Raw genomic sequence first — 13,786 nt, 5'->3', positions numbered from 1 at the left:
CCTTTGCGCTTCGCTAGTGCTCGACGCGGCCTGCTCGCACAGAGGACTTCCACCTCTTAAGTCACGCGCCATGCTGGGCGCACAATAAAACGGGGATCGGAATTGCTTCCGATCCCCGACGGGATTTTTTCGTGCCAGGCGCGTCCCGACTCAGTTTGCGAACATCACCTTCAGCTCTTCCATGATCTTTTCTTCAGGATGAGCCTTCGCGATCGAGAGCTCCTTCACCAGCAGGCTACGCGCCGTGTCGAGCATCTTGCGCTCGCCGAACGACAACTCCTTGTCGCCCTTGAGTACCAGCAGGTCGCGCAGGACCTTGGCAATCTCGAGCGGAGATCCGGTTTTGATCTTTTCCGTGTACTCGCGGTAGCGGCGGTTCCAGGTCTGGGTGTCGGCCTCGACTTTGCGTGTGCGCAGAATCCGATAGATCTTGTCGACCACATCCTTGCCGATCACGCGCCGCAATCCGACCTGCGTCACGTTCTCGGTCGGGATCATGATGGTCATTTTCTCGGTGCCCAGGATCTTGAGCATGTAAAATCGACGCTCCGTCCCGGAGATGACACGGCTTTGGATGTCCTCGATGACCGCGACTCCATGTGCCGGATAGACAACTTTCTCACCCTTCTTGAAAGGCAGATTGGTCATTCTTCGCTTACCCGATGCTCCAGCCGTGGATTTCGGACCAGTTAGTGACCAAGGTTCACTGCTGTCCGATGCAGCGCTGGCCTAACATCATAATTATGGCACAAAGAGTAGGGTTTTGTAACCCCGGGCAAAAAGCCGTCCAAATACTGCGGAAATGCTGTTCTATTGACGATTTAGTGCAGGACGCCGCCAAGCCGGAGCTCCATCACGATCGCGTCTTCGCCGGGTCCATAGTAATTCGATCTCAAACGCCGTTCCTCGAAATTCAATTTGCGATACAGGCTTCTCGCAGCCACATTCGAGCGACGCACCTCGAGCGTCACCAGTCGAATTTTTTTCGCTTTTGCTTCGTTTATGACCTCCGCCATCAGCGCCATCCCGACGCCCCCGCGCCGCAGCTCCGGATGCACCGCAACGTTGAGGATGTGGCACTCGTCCGCGACGAGCCATCGGCAGAGAAATCCCGCCAGCTGCCTCTCCGCCTCGACCGACGCCGGCGCCGCGACCATGATGCGCGAGAACGGGAGCATCAGCTCGCGCTTGAACGAATCGAGGCTCCAGGGCTGCGCAAAGGCGAGCCGTTCGATCTCCAGTATCCGCGGCAGGTCGCGGACCGTGGCCTCTCTGACGCTCGCTGTCATCGGCCGCCTCGTCAAGCGGCTTTTTTGAAGACCACTATCTCGAGCACCTTGTCGCGCAGGCGCTGTTTGAATGCGGCGACCGGCTGATCGAACTCTATTCGCGTGAGGAAGTCGGAGGGGAACGACGCCGAGATATACGACAGCCGCCGCATCGCATCGCCCCGCACGCCGGCGCGCACCGCGAGCACGGTGCCGTGCAGCGTCACGGTGTAGTCGTAATCCGGCATCTCCTCGGGAAGCTTCCACAATTCCTTGAGCGACGACGCCGGTATCCGCCGCGGCATCTCGATACTCACCAGATAGGCGTTGGCGTGCTCGACGACCGTGTACACGGTTCCATAGCGGCGGTCGCGCTCGATCTTGTCGTCGTGCATTGGGTTGCGGTAGCCGTCGAAGGCGACGTGGCGATCGGCGCAAGTCGCGGGCTCGCGCATCGCGCCCCCACGCATCAGCGCGCCGAGCGACCTCAAGATGCTACGACGACCGCCGCGACGGCCCCCCCGGCGGCTCTCCGGTCCACCCGGCTCGACCATGCTCAGCGCTTGCTCGAAGCTGCCGCGGATTTCGCCGGGAAAGTGTTTTTCTTCGAGCGGCCCGGGTAAAGCGGTTTCGCCGCCGCCGGGAATCGTCGTCATCATGAGCGGTCCGACGAGTGGTTTCGTGAGCGGTTTGGACTCGGGGGCCGGAGCGGAGGCGGGACCGGCGTCGCCTGTCGCTTTTGTCGCCTCAGATCGGCTTTGTTCATCAGCGATATTATCCATCGGCACTGGCGTGAGCGAAGCTGGCAAAATCCGATGCTTACGCGGATGGCGTGCGGAGTTCAAATCGACGATACCCAGCGCCAGTTTTGGATGTCAACCGCAGATCCTCTCCAGATTTTGTTCAGAATCTTGCGCGGACCTTTCAGCTTGTATTGGAAGGATGGTTCTGCAACGATTACCACAACTCGGTACCCGCACGGCGCCTGAGCGCGTCGCGGTGCTTTGCCTCACGTCATATCGAAACCGATTTTACCGGTTTAGCCAGGGAGGAGTTTCGGATGAAGAACTTGATGATCGGAATGCTGGCGCTCAGCGGGCTGTTAGTCGCCGGATGCAGTTACCAGACCCAGATCGACCAGGCGACTTCGCAGGCGGAGTCGAGCGCGCAGCAGGCTTCGACCGCCTCGAGCAACGCGCAGAACTCGGCTAACACGGCTGCGCAATCGGCGAAGACCGCCCAGGAAGCAGCGGCCGGCGCTGAGGACTCGGTCAAACGCGCCAATGACGCCGTGGCCCGGCTCGAAGCGGCCTTCGCGTCTTCCGTCACGAAGTAGCAACCGGATTGTGAGCGCGGAGGAGGACTTCGGTCCTCCTCCGTTGTTTTGAGCGCCGATGCGCGCAGCGGGTGTTCCGAGCGCGCGGCGGTTCAGGGATGCGATGCGGGCGCTTGCTGCTGCGCGGTATCGTTAGCCGGCGCCGCAAGCGCGTTTCGAGCTTCGTCGCGAGAGAGGTCGTCGCCTTCTATCCGGCTCTCGAGGTCGCGGAAGTTGTGGACGGTAAGTCCCTGGGAGGCGGCGGCCTGTTCGATGGTCAGGTTGTGATTGCGCTGCATCGCCCGGTAGACGGCGACGTACTTTTCGATCTGTGCGGGGGCAACGCCCTTGTCGGCGCCTGAGCCCTCTGCGCCGTCATCGTCGTCGTCCTGAACGAGTTGACGGGCGAGGCGGAGGAAAGTGCGGCGCGCCGCAGAGCGTTGAGCGAACGAAGCGGTGGGCGCCTGGGCGAGTAATCTCTGCGGGGCCGCGGCGGCCGTGAACGGCAGCGCGAGCGCCGCGGACAAGCTAAAGAGCGCCGCCAGAGGTGCGGCGGCGGCGTATCCGGATCGCTGGCTGGACTGGGTCGTGTTCACGGAAGCTATCCTTGCACGCCGGGCGGCAAGGCTCAAAGCACGATAACTCTGGCAATGCGCGCCGGCATGATTAAAATCGAACGGGCCGTGCCGACGAAGCCTCGCGGCGGCGGCGGCGCGCGCACGGGCCTTTAGAGTTTTAGAATTTTCTTTTTACGGAGATTTGATTCGATGGCATCGAAAACCATCCACCTGCATGAGAAGTCCCGCGCCGGGATCGTCAAGGGCGCCTCGCTGGTCGCCGAGGCGGCGCGCGTGACGCTCGGCCCCAAGGGCCGCCACGTGATGATCCAGAAAAGCTTCGGCGCGCCGATCGTCACCAAGGACGGCGTCACCGTGGTCAAGGAGATCGACCTCGAAGACAAGTTCGAGAACATGGGCGCCAAGCTGATTCGCGAGGTTGCGCAGAAGACCTCCGACGTCGCCGGCGACGGCACCACCACCGCGACCGTGCTCGCCCGCGCGGTGCTGCGCGAGGGGATGCTGATGCTTGCGGCGGGAATGGCGCCGATGGAGCTGAAGCGCGGGATGGAAGCCGCGGTGCGCAAGGCCGCCGAAGCGGTCAAGGAGATGGCGCGGCCAGTCAAGGATCGCGAGCGGATGGTGCAAGTCGCGACGATCGCGTCCAACGGCGACAAGACGATCGGCAAAATCATCGCCGACGCGATGGACAAGGTCGGGATGGAAGGCGTGATCACGGTCGAGGAGGCGCAAGGGCTGGAGACCGCGCTCGAGGTGGTCGAGGGGATGCGTTTCGATCGCGGCTACATCTCGCCCTACTTCGTGACCAATCCCGAGCGGATGACGGTCGAGCTCGACGAGCCGCTGATCCTCTTCCACGAAAAGAAAATCACCGGCCTGCGCGACCTGCTGCCGATCCTCGAGAAGGTCGTGCAGGCGGGCCGGCCGCTGCTGATCGTCTCCGAGGACGTCGAGTCCGAGGCGCTGGCCACGCTGGTGGTGAACAAGCTGCGCGGGACGATTAAGGTGGCGGCGGTCAAGGCGCCAGGCTTCGGCGATCGGCGCAAGGAGATGCTGACCGACATGGCGATCCTGACCGGCGGTCAGGTGATCGCGGAAGAGATGGGGCTCAAGCTGGAGAGCCTGCAGCTCAACGTGCTCGGCAAATGCCGCCGCGCGTTCATCGACAAGGACAACACCACGCTGGTCGGCGGTGCGGGCAAGAAGCCGGAAATCCAGGCGCGCATGAACCAGATCCGCACGCAGATCGCGGAGACCACCTCCGACTACGATCGCGAGAAGCTCGAGGAGCGGTTGGCCAAGCTGGTCGGCGGAGTCGGCGTGATCAAGGTCGGCGCGGCCACCGAGGTCGAACTCAAGGAGCGCAAGGCGCGCGTCGATGACGCGGTGCATGCGCTGCGCGCGGCGGTCGAGGAAGGGGTGGTCCCGGGCGGCGGCGTGGCGCTCGCGCGCGCTGTCAAGGCGGTCCAGGGGCTGAAGCTTTCGGGCGAGCGCAAGGCCGGCGCCGAAATCGTCGCGCGCGCGATGAGCGAGCCGCTGCGCCAGATCGCGCGCAATGCCGGCGAGGAGCCGGCCGTCGTTTACAATCGCGTGATCGAGGGCAAGGGCGATTACGGCTTCAATGCCGCGACCAGCGAATTCGAAGACCTCTTCAAGGCGGGCGTGATCGACCCGGCCAAGGTGGTCCGCTCGGCGCTCGAGAACGCGGTTAGCGCGGCCGCTATGATGCTCACGACGGAAGCGGCGATCGCCGAGACGCCGAAGAAGGCAGCGCCCGCGCCGGCGATGCCACCGGGCGCAATGGGCGGAATGGGCGGAATGCCGGGCATGGGCGGTATGGGTGGAATGGGCGGGATGCCCGGGATGGGAGGCATGGGCGGAATGGGCGGCGGGATGGGCGGCTCCGAATACACGGGCCTCGAAGACGAATATTAATATCACCTATGGATAGCTGGCTTGCGCAAGCGGCGTTCTACGGTCGAAATGTACAAGCAGGGCTTGAGTTGACGAGAGTCGAGATATAAGCGCGGCTGATTGCGGCCCGTAACGACTTGTGCAAGATTTATTGTGTTCTGTGACCAGCCCGGCATGGCAGTTTCGTTGGGATTATTTCTAACTGGTCAGATGGTCATCGCCTACTTGTAAGGGAGGAAGGAATCAGGATGGAAGTTCTAAAACCGTCGAAATTGATCGGGTTTGCCGGGGCTGCATTGGCTCTGTCGCTGCTCGCCGGATGCGCTGGCCAGGACGCCGCGCAAAAGGCTCAGGCAGCCGCCACGCAGGCGGCCTCTTCGGCGCAGAGCGCTGAGGCCGCCGCGAACTCGGCGCAGCAGTCGGCCGCCGCTGCCCAGGCTGCCGCGACGCGCACCGAGCAGGCCGCCGCCGACGCCAAGGCGGCTGCAGATCGCGCTGAGGCGATCTCGATGAAGACCGAAGGCGGTCATCACGTGATTCATCATCACGTCGTGCACCACGTTCATCATCACGTGATGCACAAGGCCCCTTCTGCTGCAGCGCCCGCTCCGTCGGACAGCGGAGCCGCCGCTCCGGCGCCTGCGGCTCCTGCGCCGTCGACTCCGTAGTTTCCGAAAGCCTGCAAAGGAAAAGGGCGGCTCAAGACCGCCCTTTTCCTTGCTTGTGGGCCATAACGGCCGCACTTGGCGAAGCCCGGTAAGCCGCGCGAGAACTCTTGCGGCCCTTCTCCGGCGCAATTCAATCGCGGAGCATCTGTAAGCGAGCGCGCCGGTATGCGCCGGCGCCCGCGCCCGACTACGCCTGCTCGCCGAAGGTGACGATCACCTTCAGCGACTCCGGCTTCTGCGCCATCGCGTAGGCCTCGGTCACGCGCTTTAGCGGGAAGCGATGGGTCACCAGGTCGCCGGCGCTCAGAATCGAGCGCTCGACCAGCGCCATCGCCTCGCGTGTATCGTCGGGACCGCAGGAATAGCTCGGCACGAGCCGCGTCTCGTTGAAATAGAGATCGTGGGGACTCAGCGTGATCTCGTCTTCGGGCGGGGTCGCGGTGAACTGCACCACGGTCGCGCCCTTGCCGGCGGCGGCGACGCCCTGCGCGATCGCCTTCGAACTGCCGGGGCCGACGATCACCACGTCGGCCATCGCGCCGCCGGTCGCCTCGCGCACCTGCTCGACGAGGTTATCGCCGGATACGACGAGGCCCGCGTCCGCGCCCAGCGCTTCGGCGCGGCGCGCGCGGGTCTCGAACAGATCGGCGCCGATTATTTTGCCGGCGCCGAGATGGCGCGCCAGCACCACGTGCATCATGCCCATGATTCCAAGGCCGATCACGAGGATGCTTTCGCCGCGCTTGAGTCCGGAGCGGCGGAGCGACTTGACGACGCATGCGGCGGGCTCGACCAGCACGCCGTCGGCGTCGGAAAGCGCGTCGGGCAGGCGCAGCGTGTCGCGTTGGTTCTGCGCGCCGACCACGAAGAACTCGGCCATCCCGCCCGGCACGATTTTGGTCGCGCGCCAGGTCGCGCATTGCACGTACTCGCCGCGCCGGCAGGACGCGCACTCGAAGCAGGGCGCGTGATGATGGACAAAGACGCGATCGCCGCGGCGAAAGCCGCGCACCGAGGCACCGACTTCCTCGACCACGCCGACCGGCTCGTGGCCGAGCACGAGCGGGGCCTTGCGCCGGATGTACCAGGGCATGATGTCGCCGGAGCAGATGCCGCAGGCGCGGGCGCGGACGAGGATTTCGTCCGGGCCGGGCGCGGGGCGCGGGTCGTGCTCGACGCGGATATCGCCGAAGTCGTAGAGCCGGGCAACTTGCATGTCAGTGGAGAACTTTGTGGCGCGGATGATCCGTTGTCAAACGGTGCGCTGAGGCCTAATGCACCCGTGCAATCGCGCGATGCGGAAGAATCAGCACGAGAAAGCGCCGAAGTGACACATCCGGCGCTTCCTCGCTCGACCCTCTCCTCTATCCTCCCCAAGACTGGGGAGGAGGTTAGGAGGCCCAGAACCCTTGTCCTTGGGGGAGGAGTTTTAGAATTTCCCGGCGGCGGGTGACCGGCGGGGCGGGCGCGTGTTAACCTTTCATCCATGCCGAGGCCAGTATGTCCTCCGATCGCGGCCGACGTGATCGCCGAAATCGGAAACCAGATCGTCCTTATCGAGCGGCGCAATTTTCCCTTCGGATGGGCGATTCCGGGCGGCTTCGTCGATGTCGGCGAGGCGGTCGAGGACGCGGCCGTGCGCGAGTTGCGCGAGGAGACGACGCTCGAAGTCGAGCTGCGCGCCTTGCTGGGAGTCTATTCACGCCCCGGTCGCGACCCGCGCGGCCATACGGTCACGGTAGTTTATGTCGGCCGCGCCCAGGGCGAGCCGCGAGCGGCCGACGACGCCAAGGCGATCGGACTCTTCGCGGCCGACGCTCCGCCCGCGCCGCTCGCCTTCGATCACGCAGAAATTCTCGCCGACTACCTCCGCTTTATCCGCACGGGCGAGCTGCCCGCGCCATGGCGCACCGCGGCTGGCCGCGCGAAAACCTGACCACCCAAGGAATTAGTTTGCGCAAGATCTCGTTGCGCAGGATTTCGTTGCGACCGAATTCCTAGCGCATGATTTCGCGCGCCAGGCGTTCGATCCGATCGAACGCCTCGACGAGCTTCTCGCGGGAGGTCGCGTACGAGAGCCGCACGTGGTTGGGCGCGTCGAAATCGTTGCCGCCGACGATCGCGACCTGCGCGTCGTCGAGGATGATCGAGGCGAGGCGGTCGCCGTGGCCGATCGGCGCGCCCTTGTATTCGCGCCTGAGCATCGCCGAGACGTTGGGAAACGCGTAGAAGGCGCCGTCGGGCACGTTGGGGAGGCTGAAGCCGGGAAGCCGGCGCACGCGCTCGACCACGAGATCGCGGCGCGCGCGGAACTCGGCCGCCATCGTTGCGACCTCGTCCTGCGGCCCGGTCAGCGCCTCGACCGCGGCGGCCTGCGCGATCGAATTGGGATTGCCGCTGTTCTGGCTCTGCAGGCGCGTCGCCGCGGCGATCGCCTCGCGCGGCCCGGCGGCGAAGCCGATGCGCCATCCGGTCATCGCGTAGGCCTTCGAGAGAGTGTTGAACACGATGCCGCGCTGCTTGAGGCGCGGCTCGATCGCGAAGATGTGCGGGACGCCGCTGACGTACGCGATATGCTCGTAGGCGTCGTCCGACATCACCCATACGTCGGGAAATTCCATCAGCACGCGCGCGAGCGAGGCGAGCTGCGCCGCTTTGTACACCGCTCCGGTCGGATTGGAGGGCGAGTTGAGCATGATGCCGCGGGTGCGCGGGGTGATGGCGCTGCGCAACCGCTCGGGATCGAGCAGGAAGCCGTCGCTCTCCGGACAGGCGACGAGCTTGGGCTCGGCGCCGCTTAGCTGGATCATCGCGACGAAGCTGACCCACGCCGGGGTCGGCACGATGACCTCGTCGCCCTCGTCGAACAGGCTCGCGATCAGATTGTACTCGGCGGGCTTGCTGCCGGCCGAGGCCATGATTTCGGCGGGCTCGTACTCCAGATTGTTGTCGCGCTTGAGCTTTACGCGGATCGCTTCCTTGAGCTCGCGCGTGCCGGCGACGGGCGTGTACTTGGTGAGCCCCCTGACGAGCGCGCGGCGCGCGGCCTCCTTGATGCGTTCGGGGGTATCGAAATCGGGCTCGCCGGCGGCAAGCGGGATGACATCAATGCCGGCGGCCCTGAGTTCGGTCGCGCGGGCGTCGGCGGCCAAGGTGGCCGACGACTTGATCGCGGCTACTCTGCGGTTGAGCTTGAGCATCTGGGGATCCTGATCCGGGATTGCGGCAATTTCTTCGACGAGATTTCCCGGCGCGTCCGCCGTGGCGGCGCGCGGGAGAGCCAAGCCTAGCAGACCGCCTGCGTTCAGTCGATTTTGAGCTTCGCGCGCAGCCGGTTCATCACCAGCTCGGGCACGAGCTCGGGGAGCCGCTTGCCATAGCTTGCGACTTCCTTGATGAGGCGCGAGGCCGAAAAGAAGAGCTTGGGGTTGGCGAAGAGGAAGACGGTTTCGACCTGCGGCCACATCTGGTTGTTCATGTGCGCCATCTGCAGCTCGTAGTCGAAGTCGGTCACGGCGCGGAGGCTGCGAATGATGATGCGGGCGCCGATGCGCTGGGCGTAATCGACGGAGAGGCCGCTGAACTTGTCCACGCGCGCGCGCGGTTCGAGGTCGCGGATGGTCTCGCGGATCATCTCGACGCGCTCGTCGGGCGTGAACAGCGCGGGGTCCTTGTGCGGATTGTAGGCCACCGCGACGATTACTTCATCGAAGATCGCGACGCTGCGACGGATGACGTCGATGTGCCCGTTGTGAATCGGGTCAAACGTCCCCGGGTAGATCGCGCTCCTGGGCGCCGATTCCTTGCCTTTGTTCACCATGCCGTGCCGCTGTCCGACCTAGCGCGCCGCTGGCGCGCGGTAAAGGACGATCCGGTGATCGCCCAGGGTTGCACTGTTGATCGCTTCGAGCCCCGCCGCAGAAATCTGCGGCGCGCGGACGGCTCGCCGCACGACCACGTAAGCGCCCTCGCCCAGCAATCCGCCCGCGACAATCGCGTCCAGCACGGCGGCGCTCGTGTCTTTGCGATAGGGCGCGTCGACGAACACCAGGTCGAAGCGCGCGCCGCGCGCCGTGAGCGCCGCAATCGCGCGCTCGACGCTCGCGGCGACGACCTCGGCGCGCGCCTCGAGGCCCAGCACGCGGAGGTTGCCGCGAATCGCGGCCGCCGCGGCGCGCGAGGAATCGACGAAGACCGCGCGCGCCGCGCCGCGCGAGAGCGCCTCGAGCCCGAGCGAGCCGCTGCCTGCGAAAAGATCGAGCACGCGCGCGCCCGCAAGCTCGGTGCGCGCCGCGAGGCGCGAGAAGATCGACGCTCGCACGCGGGCCGTGGCGGGACGCGTCTCAAGGCCACGCGGCGCGCGAAGCCGCCGTCCATGCGCCTCGCCCGCGATAACTCTCATCGCACTCGCGCCCCGCAAATGCCGGCGCGGGCCCCGGTTATAGCGATCCCGACGATCGCGATTCCTGTGATGAAGCGGTGTCGCAACTATATAAATATCGGCGTCCCCGGCCGACGGGCGGACCATAGCCCAGTCGCCGGATTGCCGCAAGTTTGCGGGTAGCAGGGAGGAAAGCCCTGACGGATAGGGCTGCGGTCGATCTTCAGGCGGCGGCGCGGGCGATTTTCTTAGCTTCCCGCTCGTAGACGAGCACGAACAGCCGGACCCGGTTTTCGAGCTCCACGAACGTCTTTCTTAGAGAATTGGCCTGTTCCTTGGGGCTGCCGTTCAGCTTGGGATCGGATATGTGCCAGTGAATCACCTCGGGATGGCCCGGCCAGGCTTGCGGCAATCCTTCGGGCACCTGCTCTCCGACGCTTATAACGAAATCCATCGGCGCGTCCGGTGCGAGGAACTTACGGCAGCTCTTCGAGTAGAGCGCCGGATGCCATAACCGCTGTGCCCTGAGAAATTCCGCCCCAAGCGGATGGATCCCCGCGCGGCGGCTTACGGCGGCGCTGAAGGCCCGAAACCTCTCGCCGCCCCATCGACGGAGCAACGCCTCAGCCAGCGTGCTGTTGACCGAATTGTCGGCGCACAGGAAGAGGACGTTATAGTGAGTCGCATGTATGCGCTTCGCGGCACGATTTGCCGGTGCGGAATTCGACGGGATAAAAGACCCCGGGCGTCGATGGAGCAGCGCCGGTTCGGCGAGGTCTGGTTCAAGGGCAGCGAGCATCAACTTTCTCCGGGGTCGTCATACCTTTCGTCTGCCCTGTGCAATGGCGTCCAGCCTGCCAGTTAGAGGTAGATGTCCTTCACAGTTTCCAAGTAGCAATGAGCGTGCCTCGTAGCCGGCTCGATGACTGCTGACTGTCTCGAAGTTTGCAGACCGCCGTGCGTGGCCATGTGTATCCGGTGGACACAACCTCTGGCCCAACCGCGTGCGACGATTTCGAACACATCGACAAGCCCCGGCTCGGCGCTCTGGCGCGGGGCAGCGATTTGAGTTACCTATTTTAGGATTTCTGGATTGGCCATTAGTTCTCTGAACCGGACAATTCTCCGATTGAAGGTCAGCTTATCGTGCAGTCGGCCGCGACCAGCTCTGAAGTACGTTTTTCTCCCGCAGCCCTCGAGGAATACCGCGCGCTGCTCGGGCGTTATCCGACCCGCCAGGCCGCGTTGCTGCCGACGCTATGGATCGCCCAGCGCGAGTTCGGCTGGATTTCGCCCGCGGTCGAGCAATACGTCGCCGGGTTGATGGAGCTGCCGCCCGCGCATGTCCATGCGGTGGTCAGCTTCTACTCGATGTTCTATCGCGCGCCGGTCGGGCGCTGGCATCTGGAGGTCTGCGGCAATCTGTCGTGCCGGCTGCGCGGGGCCGACCGCGTCGCCGATGCGATCGGACGCAAGCTCGGCATCGCGCCCGGCCAGACAACCGCGGACGGCAAATTCACCCTGGGCCTCGTCGAATGCCTGGCCTCGTGCGCAACCGCGCCGGTGCTCCAGCTCAACCACGAGCGCTACCACGAAAATCTGACCGAGGAATCCGCCGCGCGACTTATCGACGAGCTTGCCCGCCGTGCTGATTGACCTGCTGATAGAAGCGATCAAGGCGATCGTGGTCGTGGTGATGGTGCTCAACCTGGCGGGCGTGCTGCTATGGTTCGAGCGCAAGGGCAGCGCGCTAATCCAGGACCGGATCGGCGCGAATCGCGCCGCGATCACCGGGTTCGGCAAGCGGATGGGCCTGCCCAACCTGGGGCTGGTCAACACGCTGATCGCCGATCCGCTGAAGCTTTTCACCAAGGAAGACTTCGTCCCCGACGGCGCCGACAAGTTCCTGCACGCGCTCGCGCCGTTTCTCGCGCTGTTCCCGGTGATCATCACCTTTGCGGTGGTGCCGTTCGGCGACGTGGTGCAGATCGGTTCGCGCACGATCACGCTGCAGGCGGCCAATATCAACGCCGCGGCGCTCTATGTGCTCGCGACGATCGGTATCGGCGTTTATGGAGTGGCGCTCGGGGGATGGTCGTCGAACAATCGCTGGGCGCTGCTCGGCGGGATTCGCGCGAGCGCGCAGATGATTTCGTACGAAATCGGGCTCGGCCTCGCGATCATCGCGGTCGTGATGACATACGGCACGCTCGATTTGCAGGAGATGTGCCGGGCGCAGGGCGGAGTATGGTTCGGTTTTCTGCCGCGCTGGGGAATCTGCCTGCAGCCGGTCGCCTTCCTGATGCTGCTCGTGGCCGGCATGGCCGAGTCCAAGCGCGTGCCGTTTGATCTACCCGAGGGCGAATCCGAGCTCGTCGCGGGTTACTTCACCGAATATTCGGGCGGCAAGCAGGCGGTCTTCATGATGACCGACTTTGCCGAGATCGTGCTGGTCGCGGTGCTGATCACGGTGTTCTTCTTCGGCGGATGGCAGGTGCCGTGGCTCTATCGCGACGGCTTCCACTTCCCCGGCGGCGCCCATCTGGCGCTCCCGCAGCTGCTGGTCGCGATTCTCGGCCTCGTGTCGTTCATGATCAAAACGGTCCTGTTCTGCTGGCTGCAGATCCTGATCCGCTGGACGCTGCCGCGCTTTCGCTACGACCAGCTGATGCGCCTGGGATGGAAGGGGCTGGTGCCGCTCGGACTGGCCAATATCGTGGTCACGGCGATCGTCGTGGTGCTGACCTCGGGAGCGCGATGAGATGACGCCCGGCGTATTCATGTTTCTCGCCACGCTCGCGGTGATCTCGGCGCTCGGCACGGTGGCGCAGCGCAACCCCGTCCACTGCCTGCTCTCGCTGGTGGCGACGCTGCTCACGCTCGCGGTGATTTTCATCGGCCTCGACGCCGTGACGGTCGGTTTCCTGCAGGCGATCGTGTACGCCGGCGCGATCATGGTCCTGTTCCTGTTCGTGATCTGGCTGCTCAACCTGCAGACCGAATTGCGCAGCGCGCCCGGCTATCTCGCGGTCAAGGCGATCTCGGGGCTGCTCTGCGCCGCGTTGGTCGCCGAGCTGTTCCTGCTGCTTAGACACGCGCCCACCGCGGGCGGCGCGCAGGCGGCCGCCCCGCCCGGCTACGGATCGCTCGACATGCTCGCGACCACACTTTTTGCCGACTACCTGGTGGCCTTCGAGATCACCTCGGTCCTGCTGCTCGCCGCCATCGTCGGCGCGGTCGCGCTCGCCCGCCGCGAGCCGTCGCGGCGGGGCGTTTCCGCGCAGGCGATGGCGGCGGGCGCCGCCGCGGCGAGCTCGGAGAGGGGCGCCTGACGATGGTACCGATGAGCTACTTCGTGGGACTGAGCGCCCTCTTGTTCGCGATCGGCGCGGCCGGCGTGCTCCTGCGGCGCAACGTCATCGTGATCTTCATGTCGATCGAGATCATGCTCAATGCGGTCAACCTGGCGTTCGTCGCGCTGGGGCGCCGGCTCGGCTCGATGGACGGGCAGGTGATCGTTTTCTTCGTGATGACGGTGGCGGCCGCCGAGGCCGCGGTCGGTCTTGCGATTATCATTTCGATCTTCCGCAACCGCGAGACCGTCAACGCAGACGAACTCAACCTGATGCGCTGGTGAGCGAAACGGCGGCGAACCCCTGACG

General features: G+C 64.9%; 17 protein-coding genes. 8 read left to right on the top strand and 9 right to left on the bottom strand.

The features are described from left to right. Positions 1 to 150 precede the first annotated feature (150 nt). The 3 genes from VMI09_04980 to VMI09_04970 all read right to left on the bottom strand — a co-directional run bounded on the left by VMI09_04980 (position 151) and on the right by VMI09_04970 (position 1,927). Entirely contained in the window at positions 151 to 648 is a 498-nt protein-coding gene (locus VMI09_04980) for a CarD family transcriptional regulator (protein HTQ24028.1), read from the bottom strand. A 173-nt stretch (positions 649 to 821) separates the two neighbouring features. After that, on the bottom strand, positions 822 to 1,289 hold the full coding sequence (gene rimI, locus VMI09_04975) for a ribosomal protein S18-alanine N-acetyltransferase (GenBank protein HTQ24027.1): 468 nt from the start codon (positions 1,287 to 1,289) through the stop codon (positions 822 to 824). Positions 1,290 to 1,300: 11 nt separating this feature from the next. Next, positions 1,301 to 1,927, bottom strand: coding sequence for a hypothetical protein (locus VMI09_04970; GenBank protein HTQ24026.1), 627 nt, complete (start codon positions 1,925 to 1,927; stop codon positions 1,301 to 1,303). Between the two features lie 401 nt (positions 1,928 to 2,328). Here VMI09_04970 and VMI09_04965 point away from each other — a divergent pair, with 401 nt between their 5' ends. Then, entirely contained in the window at positions 2,329 to 2,604 is a 276-nt protein-coding gene (locus VMI09_04965; GenBank protein HTQ24025.1) for an Lpp/OprI family alanine-zipper lipoprotein, read from the top strand. Positions 2,605 to 2,696: 92 nt separating this feature from the next. On the opposite strand, the gene VMI09_04960 is transcribed toward VMI09_04965, so the two are convergent. Then, entirely contained in the window at positions 2,697 to 3,215 is a 519-nt protein-coding gene (locus tag VMI09_04960; GenBank protein ID HTQ24024.1) for a hypothetical protein, read from the bottom strand. A 135-nt stretch (positions 3,216 to 3,350) separates the two neighbouring features. On the opposite strand from VMI09_04960, the gene groL reads away from it, so the two are divergent. Both groL and VMI09_04950 read left to right on the top strand, forming a co-directional pair. Further along, positions 3,351 to 5,096 carry a chaperonin GroEL gene (groL, locus tag VMI09_04955; GenBank protein ID HTQ24023.1) on the top strand — a complete coding sequence of 582 codons (1,746 nt, stop codon included), beginning with the start codon at positions 3,351 to 3,353 and terminating at the stop codon, positions 5,094 to 5,096. Between the two features lie 227 nt (positions 5,097 to 5,323). Further along, positions 5,324 to 5,743: a hypothetical protein gene (locus VMI09_04950; GenBank protein HTQ24022.1), complete on the top strand. Its 420-nt coding sequence runs from the start codon at positions 5,324 to 5,326 to the stop codon at positions 5,741 to 5,743. A 187-nt stretch (positions 5,744 to 5,930) separates the two neighbouring features. Here the strand turns inward: VMI09_04950 and VMI09_04945 are convergent, their stop codons facing one another. Beyond that, positions 5,931 to 6,959 carry an alcohol dehydrogenase catalytic domain-containing protein gene (locus VMI09_04945; GenBank protein ID HTQ24021.1) on the bottom strand — a complete coding sequence of 343 codons (1,029 nt, stop codon included), beginning with the start codon at positions 6,957 to 6,959 and terminating at the stop codon, positions 5,931 to 5,933. Between the two features lie 270 nt (positions 6,960 to 7,229). Here VMI09_04945 and VMI09_04940 point away from each other — a divergent pair, with 270 nt between their 5' ends. Continuing rightward, entirely contained in the window at positions 7,230 to 7,679 is a 450-nt protein-coding gene (locus VMI09_04940; protein HTQ24020.1) for an NUDIX hydrolase, read from the top strand. Positions 7,680 to 7,740: 61 nt separating this feature from the next. Here the strand turns inward: VMI09_04940 and VMI09_04935 are convergent, their stop codons facing one another. From VMI09_04935 to VMI09_04920, 4 genes are all read right to left on the bottom strand, one after another. Beyond that, complete coding sequence (locus VMI09_04935; protein HTQ24019.1) at positions 7,741 to 9,027, bottom strand: pyridoxal phosphate-dependent aminotransferase; 1,287 nt, start codon at positions 9,025 to 9,027, stop codon at positions 7,741 to 7,743. Between the two features lie 20 nt (positions 9,028 to 9,047). Beyond that, entirely contained in the window at positions 9,048 to 9,563 is a 516-nt protein-coding gene (gene coaD, locus VMI09_04930) for a pantetheine-phosphate adenylyltransferase (protein ID HTQ24018.1), read from the bottom strand. An 18-nt stretch (positions 9,564 to 9,581) separates the two neighbouring features. Beyond that, entirely contained in the window at positions 9,582 to 10,271 is a 690-nt protein-coding gene (gene rsmD / locus VMI09_04925) for a 16S rRNA (guanine(966)-N(2))-methyltransferase RsmD (GenBank protein ID HTQ24017.1), read from the bottom strand. Between the two features lie 76 nt (positions 10,272 to 10,347). Further along, a complete protein-coding gene (locus tag VMI09_04920; protein HTQ24016.1) occupies positions 10,348 to 10,923 on the bottom strand; it encodes a hypothetical protein in 576 nt (191 codons plus the stop codon). 347 nt (positions 10,924 to 11,270) lie between these two features. On the opposite strand from VMI09_04920, the gene VMI09_04915 reads away from it, so the two are divergent. From VMI09_04915 to nuoK, 4 genes are read left to right on the top strand one after another with little or no spacing between them, the layout of a single operon-like run. After that, positions 11,271 to 11,780, top strand: a complete 510-nt coding sequence (locus VMI09_04915; protein ID HTQ24015.1) for an NAD(P)H-dependent oxidoreductase subunit E — start codon at positions 11,271 to 11,273, stop codon at positions 11,778 to 11,780. Continuing rightward, complete coding sequence (locus tag VMI09_04910; GenBank protein ID HTQ24014.1) at positions 11,770 to 12,885, top strand: complex I subunit 1 family protein; 1,116 nt, start codon at positions 11,770 to 11,772, stop codon at positions 12,883 to 12,885. Before VMI09_04915 ends, VMI09_04910 begins: the two co-directional genes overlap by 11 nt. A gap of 1 nt (position 12,886) precedes the next feature. After that, positions 12,887 to 13,456 carry an NADH-quinone oxidoreductase subunit J gene (locus VMI09_04905; GenBank protein ID HTQ24013.1) on the top strand — a complete coding sequence of 190 codons (570 nt, stop codon included), beginning with the start codon at positions 12,887 to 12,889 and terminating at the stop codon, positions 13,454 to 13,456. An 11-nt stretch (positions 13,457 to 13,467) separates the two neighbouring features. Further along, positions 13,468 to 13,761 (top strand): NADH-quinone oxidoreductase subunit NuoK, encoded by a 294-nt coding sequence (gene nuoK / locus VMI09_04900; protein ID HTQ24012.1) that lies wholly within the window; start codon positions 13,468 to 13,470, stop codon positions 13,759 to 13,761. Positions 13,762 to 13,786: the final 25 nt, after the last annotated feature.

It is taken from the genome of Candidatus Binataceae bacterium (assembly GCA_035500095.1).
Classification (GTDB): Bacteria; Desulfobacterota; Binatia; order Binatales; family Binataceae; genus JAKAVN01.
This window is presented reverse-complemented; position numbering and strand designations above follow the sequence as displayed.

What these genes read in the sequence shown, in the direction of transcription:
- VMI09_04980 (HTQ24028.1), bottom strand. Translation starts at nt 648, where the DNA reads ATGACCAATCTGCCTTTCAAGAAGGGTGAGAAAGTTGTCTATCCGGCA.
- rimI (HTQ24027.1), bottom strand. Translation starts at nt 1,289, where the DNA reads ATGACAGCGAGCGTCAGAGAGGCCACGGTCCGCGACCTGCCGCGGATA.
- VMI09_04970 (HTQ24026.1), bottom strand. Translation starts at nt 1,927, where the DNA reads ATGATGACGACGATTCCCGGCGGCGGCGAAACCGCTTTACCCGGGCCG.
- VMI09_04965 (HTQ24025.1), top strand. Translation starts at nt 2,329, where the DNA reads ATGAAGAACTTGATGATCGGAATGCTGGCGCTCAGCGGGCTGTTAGTC.
- groL (HTQ24023.1), top strand. Translation starts at nt 3,351, where the DNA reads ATGGCATCGAAAACCATCCACCTGCATGAGAAGTCCCGCGCCGGGATC.
- VMI09_04950 (HTQ24022.1), top strand. Translation starts at nt 5,324, where the DNA reads ATGGAAGTTCTAAAACCGTCGAAATTGATCGGGTTTGCCGGGGCTGCA.
- VMI09_04945 (HTQ24021.1), bottom strand. Translation starts at nt 6,959, where the DNA reads ATGCAAGTTGCCCGGCTCTACGACTTCGGCGATATCCGCGTCGAGCAC.
- VMI09_04940 (HTQ24020.1), top strand. Translation starts at nt 7,230, where the DNA reads ATGCCGAGGCCAGTATGTCCTCCGATCGCGGCCGACGTGATCGCCGAA.
- coaD (HTQ24018.1), bottom strand. Translation starts at nt 9,563, where the DNA reads ATGGTGAACAAAGGCAAGGAATCGGCGCCCAGGAGCGCGATCTACCCG.
- rsmD (HTQ24017.1), bottom strand. Translation starts at nt 10,271, where the DNA reads ATGGTCCGCCCGTCGGCCGGGGACGCCGATATTTATATAGTTGCGACA.
- VMI09_04920 (HTQ24016.1), bottom strand. Translation starts at nt 10,923, where the DNA reads ATGCTCGCTGCCCTTGAACCAGACCTCGCCGAACCGGCGCTGCTCCAT.
- VMI09_04905 (HTQ24013.1), top strand. Translation starts at nt 12,887, where the DNA reads ATGACGCCCGGCGTATTCATGTTTCTCGCCACGCTCGCGGTGATCTCG.
- nuoK (HTQ24012.1), top strand. Translation starts at nt 13,468, where the DNA reads ATGAGCTACTTCGTGGGACTGAGCGCCCTCTTGTTCGCGATCGGCGCG.